Source organism: Pseudonocardia kongjuensis (genome assembly GCF_039526905.1).
Lineage (GTDB): Bacteria > Actinomycetota > Actinomycetes > Mycobacteriales > Pseudonocardiaceae > Pseudonocardia > Pseudonocardia kongjuensis.
Genome location: NZ_BAAAJK010000014.1, coordinates 39138 through 52289 on the forward strand (window position 1 = coordinate 39138; position 13152 = coordinate 52289).

Below are 13152 nucleotides of genomic sequence, written 5' to 3' on the forward strand. Positions count from 1 at the left end.
CGACGGTTAGGGTCGCCTCACAACGAGAGGGGGCCGGGTGGAGGACATCACCGACGAGGCACGGTTGCGGGAGATCGTCGTCGAACCGTCGAAGGCGATCAAGGAGAAGGAACGCGACCGGGTCGACGCGGTGACCGCCGAGTGGCTCGCCGCGTCGCCGTTCTTCCTGCTGGCCACCTGTGGGCCGGACGGCGTCGACGTCTCCCCGCGGGGCGATCCCGCCGGCAGTGTGCTGGTGCTCGACGAGGGCCGGGCGATCGCGTTCGCCGACCGGCGCGGCAACCACCGGCTCGACTCGATGCGCAACATCCTGCACGACCCGCGGGTCGGGATGATCTTCATGGTGCCCGGGTCGAACGACACCGTGCGGGTCAACGGGCGGGCCCGGATCGTGCACCGGCCGGACTTCGCCGAGCAGCTGGCCGTCAAGGGCTCGGTGCCGGAGCTGGCGATCGTGGTGCAGATCGACGAGCTGTTCCTGCACTGCGCGAAGGCGTTCCTGCGGTCGTCGCTGTGGGATCCGGCGACCTGGCCCGGCAAGGGTGAGGTACCCAGCGCCGGGAAGCTGGTGAAGGGCCAGTACCGGATCCCCGGCCCGGCCCGGGTGCTCGACGCCGCGATGCGCCGCGAGGCGCGCGCCAACCAGTACTGACCCCCCGAGCACCCCCGCCGCACACCCCTTCGCCCCGGTTCGCACCCGCTGCAGCGGGTGTGGAGCGCGGCGAAGGGGTGTGCACCGCGGTGACGGGGTGCGGACCGGGGCGGGGCGGGGCGGGCGCGATCAGCGCTGGGCGGGATCAGCGCAGGGCGGCGACCCGGGCGTACCGGGCCCGCCACCAGGCGTCCCGCTCCGGCGGCGCGGCGACGTCGGCGCGGCGGACCGGCTCGGGGGCGCGGCGCGGCACCGGGAGGGTGCCGTCCGCGGGCAGCAACCGGTCGGCGTCGGCGACCACGTCCTCGGCGAGCAGCGACGCCGTCCCCAGCCCGCAGGCGTGGTGCAGCTCGGGCAGCGCCCCGGCGAGCGCGAGCCCGGCGGCCAGCCCGACGCTGGACTCGACCGCCGACGACACGACCACCGGCAGTCCGCACTCCTGCGCGATCCGCAGCGCGCGGCGCACCCCGCCGAGCGGCGCGACCTTGAGCACGACGATGTCCGCCGCACCGGCCCGCACCACCCGCATCGGGTCCTCGGCGCGGCGCACCGACTCGTCCGCGGCGATCGGGACGTCCACCGCGCGGCGCACCGCGGCCAGCTCCTCGACGGTCGCGCACGGCTGCTCGACGTACTCCAGCCCGCCGGCCGCCCGCCCGATCCGGCGGATCGCGGCGATCGCCTCGTCGACCGGCCAGGCGCCGTTGGCGTCCACCCGGACCAGGCCGGACGGGCCGAGCGCGTCGCGCACCGCGGCGACCCGCTCCTCGTCGGCGCCGGCCGGGGTGCCCGGCTCGGCGACCTTCACCTTCGCCGTGGTCGCCCCGGAGGCGCGCACGATCCGCTGCGCGTGCTCCGGGCCGACGGCGGGCACGGTGCAGTTGACCGGCACCCGGTCGCGCACCGGCTCCGGCCAGCCGTCCTCGGCGGCCTCCCGGGCCGCGGCCAGCCAGCCGAGCGCCTCGCGGTCGTCGTACTCGGGGAAGGGGCAGAACTCACCCCAGCCGGCCGGGCCGTGCAGCAGCAGCCCCTCCCGGACGGTGATCCCGCGGAAGCGGGTGGTCATGCCGAGCGCGTAGACGTGCACGGCGGGCCACGCTAGGCGACCAGCTCGTGCGCGGCCGGATCGACCCGGCGGGTCCGGTTGCGGAAGGTGAACGTGTAGCCGGGCCACAGGGTGCGGTTGTGGCCGTCGTCGTCGAGGTACCAGGACGCGCAGCCGCCGGATCCCCAGACCGCGGCGCCGAGCCTGCGTTGCAGCTCGGCGTTGTGCTCCTCCTGCACGTCGGCCCGGGTGTCGATGGCGACGGCGCGGTTGCGGTCGACCAGCGCCATCGCGTCGAGCACGTAGTTCAGCTGGGACTCGATCATGAGCACCATCGAGCTGTGCCCGAGCCCGGTGTTCGGCCCGACGACGGTGAACAGGTTCGGGAAGCCGGCGATCGTGGTGCCGTGGAACGCCTGCGCGCCGTCCCGCCACACGTCGGCGAGCTTGGTCCCGTCCCGCCCGGTGATCGCCATCCGGCCCAGTCCGGCCCCGGCCGAGGAGCCGACCCGGAACCCGGTGCCGAAGACGATCGTGTCCACCTCGTGCAGCACGCCGTCGGTGGTGACGACGCCGTGCTCGGTGATCCGCTCGATGCCGGCGGTCTCGACCGTCACGTTGTCCCGGCGCAGGGCCGGGTAGTAGTCGTTGCTCATCAGGACCCGCTTGCAGCCCATCGTGAAGTCCGGCGTGACGGTGCGGCGCAGCTCCGGGTCGCCGGCGAACACCCGGCGCAGGTGCAGCCGGGCGACCCGCTCGGCGAGCTTCATGACGCGCGGGTGCATGAAGCCGAGCACCATCGCCTCGTGCCGCCAGTAGAGCGCGGCCCGGTACCCGGCGCGCAGCCAGGGGACCCGGCGGAACGCCCGCCGGGTGCGGTCGCTGATCGGCTTGTCCGGCTTGGGGAGCACCCACGGGGCGGTCCGCTGGAAGAGCGTGAGGTGCTCGACGCCGGGGGCGACGGCGGGCACGAACTGGATCGCCGAGGCCCCGGTCCCGATCACCGCGACCCGCCTGCCGCGCAGGTCCTCGCCGTGCGGCCAGCGCGCGGAGTGGAAGGCGGTGCCGGCGAACCGGTCGAGGCCCTCGATCTCGGGCACCGCGGGCTCGTGCAGCGCGCCGGTCCCGAAGATCACGTAGCGGGCGCGCAGCGCGGAGCCGTCGGCCAGCCGGACGTCCCAGCCGGTGCCGTCCCACTCCGCGCCGGTGACCTGCGCGCCGAACCGGATCCGGCCGCGCAGCCGGTGGTGGTCGGCGACGTCCTCCAGGTAGCTGCGGATCTCGGCCTGACGGGCGAAGGTGCGGGTCCAGTCCGGGTTCGGGAAGAAGGAGAACGAGTACAGGTGCGACTCCACGTCGCAGGCGCAGCCGGGGTAGGCGTTGTCCCGCCAGGTACCGCCGAGGGTGTCCGCCTTCTCCAGCAGCAGCCAGTCCCGGCGGCCCGCCCCGTCCAGCCGGACGGCCGCGCCCAGCCCGGCGAACCCGCTCCCGACGATCAGCGTCTCGACCTGCTGCCCGGACATGCGACCTCCCGACAAATAGTGTTACCGGCGGTAACATACCACGGGTAACCTACTGCCGGTAGCGTCCGCGCCATGACCTCGCGGACCGCCCCGAACGCGCGGCGCCGGGTACCGCGGGCCGAGCGGGAACGCCAGATCGTGGACGCCGCCGTCGCCGTCTTCGGGGAGCGCGGGTACGCCGCGACCTCGATGGACGCCGTCGCCGAGCGGGTCGGCGTCACCAAGCCGGTGCTCTACACGCACTTCGGCTCCAAGGAGGGGCTGCTGCTCGCCGCGATCGCGCGGGCCAGGGCGGAGCTGCTGGAGGTGGTGGCGGCGGCCGCCGCCGGCGCGACAGATCCGGAGTCGATGTTGCGGGACGGGACGCTGGCGTTCTTCACCTACCTGGACCGGCGGGCGCCCGCCTGGCAGCTGTTCTGCTCCGAGGCCGGGGTCGCCGACACCGCGCTGGAGGAGATCCGCGCCCAGCAGACCGACTTCATCGCCGCGCTGCTCGCCGCGCAGGTCCCCGGCACCGCACCGGAACGGCTGACCGGCTGGGCGCAGGTGATCGTCGGCGCCTGCGAGCGGCTCGCGGTGTGGCGCGGCCAGGACGACGCCGTCACCGCCGAGCAGGCGACCGAGTACCTGATGGAGGTGGCCTGGACCGGGCTCGCCGGGCTGGGGCGGCGGACCGGGTAGCGGGCCGCGGTGCGCGGTCCGGGAGACTGGACCGTCATGAGCACGACCGCCCCCCGCCTGCTGCAGGTCGCCCGCACCGAGCGGATCACGCCGGCGATGATCCGGGTCACCCTCACCGGCGAGGAGCTGGCCGGGTTCCCCGGGCACGGCCCGGACCGCCGGATCAAGATGTTCTTCCCGGTCGAGGGGCAGGAGCGGCCCGCGGTGCCCCGGGCGAGCACCGGCGGCCCGGTGTGGCCGGCCGGCGAGGCGCGGCCCGCGATCCGCACCTACACGGTGCGCCGGTTCGCCCCCGACGCCGGCGGGCACGGCGAGCTGGACGTCGACTTCGTGGTGCACGCCGGGCACGGTCCGGCCGCGGCGTGGGCAGTCGCGGCCGCACCCGGGGCGTGGGTCGGGGTGTCCGAGCCGGGCGGGCGCTGGGAGCCCGACCCGCACGCCGAGCACCATCTCGTCATCGGCGACGAGTCCGCGCTGCCCGCCGTCGCCACCGTGCTGGAGACCCTCGCCGCGGACCATCCGGCGGTCCCGGTGCAGGCCGTGCTGGAGGTCGCCGACGCGGGCGAGGAGCAGCAGCTCCCGGGCGGCGCCCGGATCGTCTGGGTGCACCGGGGCGACGCGCCGGCCGGCACGCCGCTGGTCGACGCGGTCCGCGCGGTCACCCTGCCGGACGGGCGCGGGCAGGCGTGGCTGTCCGGCGAGTCCGCCGCGGTGAAGGAGCTGCGCGGGCACCTGCTCACCGACCGCGGATTCGACCGTCGCGCGGTCTACGCGACCGGCTACTGGCGCGCGCGCTGACACCGGTCTCCGGCGCGGCCCCGCACCCCGGGTGCGCCGTCGCACCGGCCGTACCCGGTGCGGCACCGGAGCCGGGGTGCGGGGCCGCGGGAGTCGCAGCCGCCGGACAGCCCGCGCACAGCCGGTCCACAGGTTCCTGCGATGTGCTCCTAGCATGACCGACGTGACCACCCGGGCCCCGCGCGACGGCGCGCTCGTCCGCGCCGACGGCAGCCCGATCCGGGTGCTGGTGGTGGACGACGAGGCGACCCTGTCGGACCTGCTGTCGATGGCGCTGCGCTACGAGGGCTGGGAGGTCCGCACCGCGGGCGACGGCAGCACCGCGGTGCGGCTGGCGCGCGAGTTCCGGCCGGACGCGATCGTGCTCGACGTGATGCTGCCCGACATCGACGGCGTCGAGGTGCTGCGCCGGGTGCGCGCCGACACCCCCGAGGTGCCGGTGCTGTTCCTGACCGCCCGGGATGCCGTGGAGGACCGGATCACCGGGCTGACCGCGGGCGGCGACGACTACGTGACCAAGCCGTTCTCGCTGGAGGAACTGGTCGCCCGGCTGCGCGGGCTGCTGCGCCGGGCCGGGATGGCGGCCGCACAGCGCTCCTCCGAGCTGGTCGTCGGCGACCTGGTGCTCGACGAGGACGCGCACGAGGTGCGCCGCGGTGACCGCCGGATCGACCTGACCGCCACCGAGTTCGAGCTGCTGCGGTACCTGATGCGCAACCCGCGCCGGGTGCTGTCGAAGGCGCAGATCCTCGACCGGGTGTGGAACTACGACTTCGGCGGCCAGTCCAACGTGGTCGAGCTCTACGTCTCCTACCTGCGCAAGAAGATCGACGCCGGGTACCAGCCGATGATCCACACGGTGCGCGGCGCCGGGTACGTGTTGCGGCCGGCGGCGGGCTGACCGACGTGGTGGTGACCCGGATGTCGGGCCGGGTCCGCTCGCTGCGGGCCCGGCTGGTGATCACCGTGTTGCTGGTGTTCACGCTGGCCTGCGTGGCGATCGGGATCGCGACGACGGTCTCGCTGGAGCACTACCTGTCGTCCCGGCAGAACCGGGAGCTGGTGGTCGCGCTGGACGGGTTCGTCGCCCGGCAGACCGGCCGGCCGCCCGGCGCGGGCGCCGACCCGCGGCCGGAGGGCGTCGACGGGTACCGCACCGCACCGGACGGCCCCGGCCCCGACACCGGCACGGGCCCTGACACCGGCACCGGCACCGGGCCGGACGACGGCTTCCTGCTCGGCCCCGGGCAGGGCCCGGACTCGGTGGGCGCGGTGTTCCGCGACGACCAGGTCGTGCGCGCCGAGCAGGCCCGCCGCGGCGGCAGCACGACGGTGCCGGCGGACGATCTCGCCGCGCTGCAGGCCACCCCGGCCGACGCCGCCCCGCACGACGTCACGCTCTCCTCGGGCCCGTTCCGCTCGATCGCCTTCACCGACGGCACGACCACCTACCTGGTCGCGCAGCCGGACCGGGCGGCCGAGACGGTGAGCCGGCTGCTCGTCACCGAGGTCGTCGTGCTCGGTGCCGCGGTGCTGCTGGCCGGGCTGGGGGCGGCGGTGCTGGTGCGCCGCGAGCTCCGGCCGCTGGAGCGGGTCGCCGGGGTCGCGGCCGGGGTCGGTGCGCTGCCGCTGGACCGCGGCGAGGTGCACCTGGTGGCGCGGGTGCCCGACCCGGATCCGCGGACCGAGGTCGGCCAGGTCGGCACCGCGCTGAACCACATGCTGGACAACGTCGAGGGCGCCCTCGCGGCGCGGCAGGAGTCGGAGACCCGGTTGCGCCGGTTCGTCGCCGACGCCAGCCACGAGCTGCGCACCCCGCTGGCCGCGATCCGCGGCTACGCCGAGCTGTCCCGCCGGGAGCCCGATCCGGTGCCGCCGGGCACCGCGCACGCGCTGGTCCGGATCTCCTCGCAGGCGGAGCGGATGAGCGCGCTGGTCGAGGACCTGCTGCTGCTCGCCCGGCTGGACTCGGGCCGCCCGCTGGAGCGCACCGAGGTGGACCTGACCCGGCTGGTGCTCGACGGCGTCGGGGACGCGCACGTCGCCGGCCCGGAGCACCGGTGGTCGCCCCGGCTGCCGGACGAGCCGGTGACGGTGACCGGCGACGAGCACCGGCTGGCCCAGGTGGTGACCAACCTGCTGGCGAACGCGCGCACGCACACCCCGCCCGGCACGTCGGTGACGGTGGAGCTGGACCGGCCCGCCCCGGACCGGGTGCGGCTGCAGGTGACCGACGACGGCCCGGGCATCCCGCCGGAGGTGGCACCGCGGGTGTTCGAGCGGTTCGTCCGCGGCGACGAGGGCCGCAGCCGGGCCGGGAACGGCACCGCGGGCACCGGCCTCGGCCTGGCGATCGTGTCCGCGGTGGTGGCCGCGCACGGCGGCACGGTGTCGGTGCACAGCGAGCCCGGCCGGACCACGTTCGGGGTGGAGCTACCGGTCGGCGGATGACCGGTCGGCGGGTGCGAGGTCCTCGGACAGCTTCCGGATGAAGTCGTCCATGGCCTCCTGCATGGTCTGCCGGAACGCGCCGAGCAGCGACTGGGTCGCCACCGGCTGCAGCGCCTCCACCGCGGTCCGCAGGTCGGCGACGCCGCTGCGCGGCAGCCCGGCCTCGACGTGCCGGCGCCACACCTCGTCGCGGAACAACCCGACGAACACCTCGGCGATCTCCCGGGTGCGTTCCTGCAGCTGCACCCCGACCTCGACGACGGCGTCCGGCGACAGCCCGAGCGCGACGGCGTGCGCACCGGCCCGCACCATCGACGGGTTGAGGATCCGCAGCCGGCCCGGCCGGGGGCGTTCCACCAGCCCGGACCCGGTGAGCCGGGCGGTCGCCGCCGCGGGCAGCTCGGTGCCGGCCCAGCGCTCGAAGTCGTCCTCGTCGATCTCGACCGGCTCCTCGGGCTGCCAGGGCGCGAGCATCCCGCGGTAAAGCCGCAGCGCGTCCTCGGCGCTGCCCGAGGGCGTCTGGTTGATCAGGACGCCGATCGCGGCGAGCGAGAACCCGCGCCGCTGCAGGCCGGAGATCAGCTCGAGGCGGGCCAGGTGCTCGGGGCCGTACCAGGCGGTGCGCCCGCGCATCTCGCCCGGCGGGACGAGGCCGCGGGACAGGTGCGCGCGCACGTTGCGCACGGTCATCCCGGCCTGCGCCGCGAGCCGGTCGATCGGGTACACGTCCCCCGTGGACGACGATCCGGACATCGCCGGGGAGCCTACTCGCGGACGCCCGGTCCGGCCTCCCGTCGCGAACCGGGACCGGCCGTCGTCGGTCAACGGTGACACGCCGGGCCGGACACCGACGGCGACATCGGCACCGAACCGGCACGGTCATGATCTCTGCAGCTCACAGGCTCCTCCGAGGCATACGTTGACATGGCGACACCACCGGCGAGTAGGGTTCGGCGGTGTCTTCGTCACGCGGGTGGACGCGGCTGCGGCCGCCCCGGCGGGCCGGTTCCCGGCCCGCGGCGCCCCGGGTGGCGGTGACCCGCCGGACGCCGGCCGCATGCCCGCGGCAGGCGCCCCCCGGGCCGGGCGGCGGGCCCCCCTCCCCGCCGGCCGGTCCGGACCCCCGGGGGTCCGGTTCAGCTCCGGCCGAGGTGCTCGCGCTGCAGGATCGCCATCCGGTGGGCGTCCCGGTAGCGCCCGCCGGCGAAGTACTCCTCGCGCAGCGTCCCCTCCACGGTGAACCCGGTCTTCTCGTAGACCCGCACCGCCCGGGGGTTCTCGACGTCGACGACCAGGTAGATCTTGTGCAGGTTCAGCACGCCGAAGGCGTAGTCGAGGGCGGCGGCGGTCGCCCGGGCGGCCAGCCCGCGGCCCTGGAAGCCGGGATGCACGATGATCTGGAACTCGGCGTTGCGGTGGATGTAGTCGATCTCCACGAGCTCCACCAGCCCGGCCCGCTCACCGGCGCAGTCGACGACGAACCGGCGCTCCCGGTTGTCGTGCACGTGCCGGTCGTAGATCTGCTGCAGCTCGACGAGCGCCTCGTAGGGCTCCTCGAACCAGTAGGACATGATCCCGGAGTCGTTCGACAGGCCGTGCACGAACGGGAGGTCGTCGCGCTCGAGGGCGCGCAGCCGCATCTCCGGACCGGCGTCGCCCGGCATGCTCAGCGGCCCGCGCGCACCCGCTGCGGGGTGCAGGACGGACAGTCCCGCCAGGGCAGGGTGCGGGCGTCGGCGGGCCGGGCCTCGCCGCACCGGCAGACACCGGCGATCCCGCCGAAACCGGGCATGGCCTTGGCCGGACGACCGGCCCGGACGAGGGTCGCGCCGGTGGCGGACGTGCGGGCAGGCAGGTACAGACGCATCAGGATCCCCGACGGTGTGTGGTGGGAGGGCGGCGACCGGTGGGTCACCGACAGATACTTCGTATTCACCCTACGAAACATGACGGACATGCCCAGTGAGCTCTGACACAGATCACCGCAACGGGTCCGGCGACCACCCGGATGTGCCTGCGAGACTGCGGCTCATGGCCGCCTCCCCGCTGATCCGGAACCTGACCGGCACCGCCCGCACCGCCTACGAGCTGGGCAGCGGCACGGCGCGGGCGGGTGTCGCGCTGGCCCGGTCCGGCGTGGTCCGCCCGGTCGGGCCCGGCCGGCTGTTCGGCATGGGCCGGGCGCTGGTGCGCTACGGCCACAGCATCACCGCGGCCTTCGCGGTCGGCGCCGCCCGGCACCCGTACCGGCTGGCGGTCGTCGACGACGACGGCGTCACCACCTACGCCGAGCTGGAGGAGCGCACCGACCGGCTGGCGCTGGCCCTGCTCGACTCCGGTGCGGGGCCCGGTGCGCCGGTCGGCGTGCTGTGCCGCAACGCCCGCGCCCCGATCGAGGCGATGATCGCCGCCGGCAAGGTGGGCGCCGACGTGGTCCTGGTCAACACCGGACTGTCCGCCGAGCAGCTGCGCGGCGTGCAGGAGCAGCAGGGGCTGCACACGGTCGTCACCGACGAGGACTTCCTCGACGTCGTCCCGGCCGGGCCGCGGGTGGTGCTGACCTCCACACCGGACGGTCCGCGGCCGGCGGGCGACCGGGCGCTGGACGATCTCGGCTCGATGATCGCCCGCAGCGGGCCGGGCGAGCTGCCGTTCCGGCCGGAGCCGTCGAAGCAGATCGTGCTGACCTCGGGCACCACCGGCACCCCGAAGGGCGCCAAGCGGCCGCACCCGTCCACCCTCGCCCCGGCGGCGTCGATCCTCTCGGCGATCCCGCTGCGCGCGGCGGAGCCGGTGCACATCGCCGCGCCGCTGTTCCACACCTGGGGCAACGCCGGCCTGCTGCTGGCCGCACTGCACGGTGCGACGGTCGTGCTGCGGCGACGGTTCACCCCGGAGGGCTTCCTCGGCGCGGTGGCGCAGCGCCGCTGCACCACGGTGTTCGCGGTGCCGGTGATGCTGCAGCGGGTGCTCGAGTCGGGGGCCGACGGCTGGGGTTCGGCGCACGCCCCGCGGATCGTCGCCGTCTCCGGTTCGGCGCTGCCGGGCGGGCAGGCGACGGCGTTCATGGACCGGTTCGGCGACTGCCTCTACAACCTGTACGGCTCCACCGAGGTCTCCTGGGTCTCGATCGCCGGGCCGGAGGACCTGCGCGACGCGCCCGGCACCGCGGGCCGCGCCCCGGCCGGGACCACGCTGGTGATCCTGGACGAGCACGACGAGCCCGCCGGGCCGGGCGTCGAGGGCCGGGTGTTCGTGGGCAACGACCTGCCCTTCGACGGCTACACCGGCGGCGAGGCGGGCCTGGAGGAGCGCGACGGACTGCTCGGCACCGGCGACGTCGGGCACCTCGACGAGCAGGGCAGGCTGTTCCTGACCGGCCGGGCCGACGACATGATCGTCTCCGGCGGGGAGAACGTGCACCCCGGGCCGGTGGAGGACCTGGTGTCCGGCATGCCGGGCGTCCGCGAGGCGTGCGTGCTCGGCGTCGACGACGACGAGTACGGCCAGCGGCTGGCCGCCTGGGTGGTGCGCGACCCCGGCGGGGACGTGACGGCCGACACGATCCGCGAGAAGGTCCGCTCCGACCTGGCGAAGTTCGCCGTCCCGCGGGACGTGCACTTCCTGGAGGAGTTGCCGCGCAACCAGACCGGCAAGGTCCTGCGGGCGGAGCTGCCCGGGCGGGGGTGACCCCCGACCGGGTGGCGCAGCCTGCCCCGACTTGAACTTAGGCTGCCCTTCCCTACACTGTCCCGATGACGGTGACGGACGCGCAGCGCGGTTCTGCGCCCGCTCCTGGCCGCCCGGGCACCGGTTGCGCGGCCCTGAGCGGCGCGGCAGGCGAACCGCTCGCCGGTACCGCACCGGCGGCGCGCCGGCTGGTCGCCGTGGAGCACGTGGGTGCCTGGCCGCGCACGGTCGCCGGCCATCCCGATCCCGATGTCACCGAGCTGTTCCACCGGTTGCGCGGCGACGGCGTCGTGCTGCTGCTGATCCGGCGCACCGGCCGGGCCGGCCGGGACTGCGACGGGGCGCGCACCGTCTACGTCGCCGATCTCGCGCCGGGCGCGTCCCGGGTGACCCGCCGCACCGTCTGCAGCACCGACGACCTGGCCGGCATCACGTTCGAGCCCGATGCCGGGGAGCCGGTCACCGATCCGGTGATGCTGGTCTGCGCGCACGGCAGGCGCGACGTGTGCTGCGCCGTGCACGGGCGGGCGCTGGCCGCGGAGGTGGCCGCCGAGGACGCCGACGTCTGGGAGTGCACGCACCTGGGCGGGCACCGGTTCGCGCCGACCGCGCTGGTGCTGCCCACCGGCTACGCCTACGGCAGGCTGGACACCGGCAGCGCGCTGTCCGCGCTCAAGGCGGCGGGCGGCGGCAACGTCGATCCGTGGTCCTGCCGCGGGCACGCCGGGCTGGACCCGGTCGCGCAGGTCGCCGAGCTGGCGGTCCGCGAGCACACCGGGATCGGCGACGCCGGCGCGCTGCTCGTGCAGCCGGTGGACGGTCCCGGTCCGGTCGTCGTCCGGGCCCGTGACGGCCGCCGGTGGTCGGTGGACGTGCGCAGCGACAGCAGCCTGCCGCCGCGGCCGCCGTCCTGCGGTGCCGCCCTGGAACCGACGACGCCGCTGGTCGCGGCCGCGCCGGTCGCCCTGCGCGGCTAGAAGAACCGGCGCAGCGCGGCGGCCAGGCCGTCGTCGGTGACCGGTCCGGTGGTCGCGTCGGCGTCGGCCAGCACCTCGGCGGGCGCCTGCCCCATCGCGATCCCGTGCCCGGCCCAGCGCAGCATCTCGCGGTCGTTGTCGCCGTCGCCGACGGCGAGCACCTCGGACCGGTCGATGCCCAGCCGGGCGGCGACCCTGGCCAGGCCGGACGCCTTGGACACCCCGGCCGGGACCAGCGTCACCCAGGGCAGCTCGTGGTCGAGGGTCATGGTGGTGCCGTCGACGTCGAGCGCGGCGGCCCGGGCCGCGGTCTCGGCGGGGGTGCGCCCCGGCCAGTAGGCGATCAGCTTCGGGGTCGGTTCGAGCAGCAGCCCGTCGTGCCCGACCTCGGTGACGGTGCCGGCCAGCAGGCCGTCCGGGAACGGGCCGCTGACCCGCTGGCCGACGCCGACGTGCTCGGCGGCGAACACCGCGTCCGGGAACAGCTCGCGCAGCCGGCCCAGGGCGGCGGTGACGTCGAACCGGGCGACCGAGAGCACCTCGCGGGACGCGGTGTCCATCTCGACGGCGCCGTTCGAGGTCAGCGTGACGCCGCCGGTGAGCCCGATCTGGTCGAGCGCGACGGCGGCGCCGATCACCGTGCGGCCGGTGCAGAGCATCACCTCGGCGTGCTCGGCGGCCGCGGCGATCGCCGCGTGCACGGCCGGGCTCGGCGGGTTCCGGCCGTCGACGATCGTGCCGTCGATGTCCAGGGCGACGAGTCGGGGGCGGTGCACGTCCCGACCCTAGTCGTCGTGCGCGGGCGGGCCGGGTTCACGGCAGGGCGTACCGGTCGACGCCGTCGACGGTGCCGGTGTGCTGCATGCCGAGTCGTTCCAGGACCCGGACCGAGGCGTCGTTGCCGGGCTCGACGCCGGCCACGATCCGCCGCACCCCGCCGGCCCTGGCCAGCTCGACCAGCGCCCGGGCCGCCTCCACGGCGTAGCCGCGGCCGCGCCGGGACGCGACGACGCCGTAGCCGACCTCCAGCCCGCCGTCGCCGTCCGGGAACAGGCCCGCCCCGCCGACGACGAGCCCGCTGGCCCGTTCCACCAGCAGCCGGTGCCCGTAGCGGCCCCAGCCGGGGCCGTCCGGCTCGTCCGCGAGCAGCCGGGCGACGACCCGGTCGCCGTCCGCGGGGAAGTCGGCGGCCCAGCCGTCGCGCCGGGCCCCGGCGACGACGGCGGCCGCGGTCTCCGGCGTCCACGGGCGCAGCAGCAGCCGCACGGTCGGCAGGTCGGGCCCGGTCATCGGGGCATCCTCCTCCGTGCCGCCGGCCGACACACAGCCGGTGCA

14 protein-coding genes are annotated in these 13152 nt (G+C 75.7%); 7 read left to right on the plus strand and 7 right to left on the minus strand.

Annotation, left to right across the window (positions count from 1 at the left end):
* Nucleotides 1–37: 37 nt before the first annotated feature.
* Nucleotides 38–652: an MSMEG_1061 family FMN-dependent PPOX-type flavoprotein gene (locus ABD160_RS16995; RefSeq protein ID WP_344023519.1), complete on the plus strand. Its 615-nt coding sequence runs from the start codon at nt 38–40 to the stop codon at nt 650–652.
* A 145-nt stretch (nt 653–797) separates the two neighbouring features.
* Here ABD160_RS16995 and ABD160_RS17000 read toward each other — a convergent pair whose 3' ends face one another.
* Both ABD160_RS17000 and ABD160_RS17005 read right to left on the minus strand, forming a co-directional pair.
* Nucleotides 798–1739 (minus strand): o-succinylbenzoate synthase, encoded by a 942-nt coding sequence (locus ABD160_RS17000; RefSeq protein WP_344023521.1) that lies wholly within the window; start codon nt 1737–1739, stop codon nt 798–800.
* A gap of 11 nt (nt 1740–1750) precedes the next feature.
* Nucleotides 1751–3220 (minus strand): flavin-containing monooxygenase, encoded by a 1470-nt coding sequence (locus tag ABD160_RS17005; protein WP_344023522.1) that lies wholly within the window; start codon nt 3218–3220, stop codon nt 1751–1753.
* 72 nt (nt 3221–3292) lie between these two features.
* Here ABD160_RS17005 and ABD160_RS17010 point away from each other — a divergent pair, with 72 nt between their 5' ends.
* The 4 genes from ABD160_RS17010 to ABD160_RS17025 all read left to right on the plus strand — a co-directional run bounded on the left by ABD160_RS17010 (nt 3293) and on the right by ABD160_RS17025 (nt 7150).
* On the plus strand, nt 3293–3901 hold the full coding sequence (locus ABD160_RS17010) for a TetR/AcrR family transcriptional regulator (protein ID WP_344023524.1): 609 nt from the start codon (nt 3293–3295) through the stop codon (nt 3899–3901).
* A 36-nt stretch (nt 3902–3937) separates the two neighbouring features.
* Entirely contained in the window at nt 3938–4699 is a 762-nt protein-coding gene (locus ABD160_RS17015) for a siderophore-interacting protein (protein ID WP_344023526.1), read from the plus strand.
* Between the two features lie 154 nt (nt 4700–4853).
* Complete coding sequence (locus ABD160_RS17020; RefSeq protein ID WP_344023529.1) at nt 4854–5600, plus strand: response regulator transcription factor; 747 nt, start codon at nt 4854–4856, stop codon at nt 5598–5600.
* A gap of 20 nt (nt 5601–5620) precedes the next feature.
* Nucleotides 5621–7150 carry a sensor histidine kinase gene (locus ABD160_RS17025; protein ID WP_344023723.1) on the plus strand — a complete coding sequence of 510 codons (1530 nt, stop codon included), beginning with the start codon at nt 5621–5623 and terminating at the stop codon, nt 7148–7150.
* On the opposite strand, the gene ABD160_RS17030 is transcribed toward ABD160_RS17025, so the two are convergent.
* The 3 genes from ABD160_RS17030 to ABD160_RS17040 form a co-directional block, all read right to left on the minus strand.
* Nucleotides 7133–7903 (minus strand): MerR family transcriptional regulator, encoded by a 771-nt coding sequence (locus ABD160_RS17030; RefSeq protein ID WP_344023531.1) that lies wholly within the window; start codon nt 7901–7903, stop codon nt 7133–7135. The genes ABD160_RS17025 and ABD160_RS17030 overlap by 18 nt on opposite strands.
* A gap of 383 nt (nt 7904–8286) precedes the next feature.
* Nucleotides 8287–8814 (minus strand): spermidine N1-acetyltransferase, encoded by a 528-nt coding sequence (speG, locus tag ABD160_RS17035; RefSeq protein ID WP_344023533.1) that lies wholly within the window; start codon nt 8812–8814, stop codon nt 8287–8289.
* 2 nt (nt 8815–8816) lie between these two features.
* On the minus strand, nt 8817–9017 hold the full coding sequence (locus tag ABD160_RS17040; protein ID WP_344023535.1) for a hypothetical protein: 201 nt from the start codon (nt 9015–9017) through the stop codon (nt 8817–8819).
* A gap of 164 nt (nt 9018–9181) precedes the next feature.
* Between ABD160_RS17040 and ABD160_RS17045 the strand changes: the two genes are divergently transcribed.
* The gene (locus ABD160_RS17045; RefSeq protein ID WP_344023537.1) at nt 9182–10840 is read left to right on the plus strand and encodes an AMP-binding protein; all 1659 of its coding nucleotides are present in this window, start codon (nt 9182–9184) and stop codon (nt 10838–10840) included.
* A gap of 65 nt (nt 10841–10905) precedes the next feature.
* Complete coding sequence (locus tag ABD160_RS17050) at nt 10906–11817, plus strand: ferredoxin family protein (protein WP_344023539.1); 912 nt, start codon at nt 10906–10908, stop codon at nt 11815–11817.
* Here the strand turns inward: ABD160_RS17050 and ABD160_RS17055 are convergent.
* Both ABD160_RS17055 and ABD160_RS17060 read right to left on the minus strand, forming a co-directional pair.
* Nucleotides 11814–12593: an HAD family hydrolase gene (locus ABD160_RS17055; protein WP_344023540.1), complete on the minus strand. Its 780-nt coding sequence runs from the start codon at nt 12591–12593 to the stop codon at nt 11814–11816. The genes ABD160_RS17050 and ABD160_RS17055 overlap by 4 nt on opposite strands.
* Before the next feature lie 37 nt (nt 12594–12630).
* The gene (locus tag ABD160_RS17060; protein WP_344023542.1) at nt 12631–13107 is read right to left on the minus strand and encodes a GNAT family N-acetyltransferase; all 477 of its coding nucleotides are present in this window, start codon (nt 13105–13107) and stop codon (nt 12631–12633) included.
* Between the last annotated feature and the right edge of the window lie 45 nt (nt 13108–13152).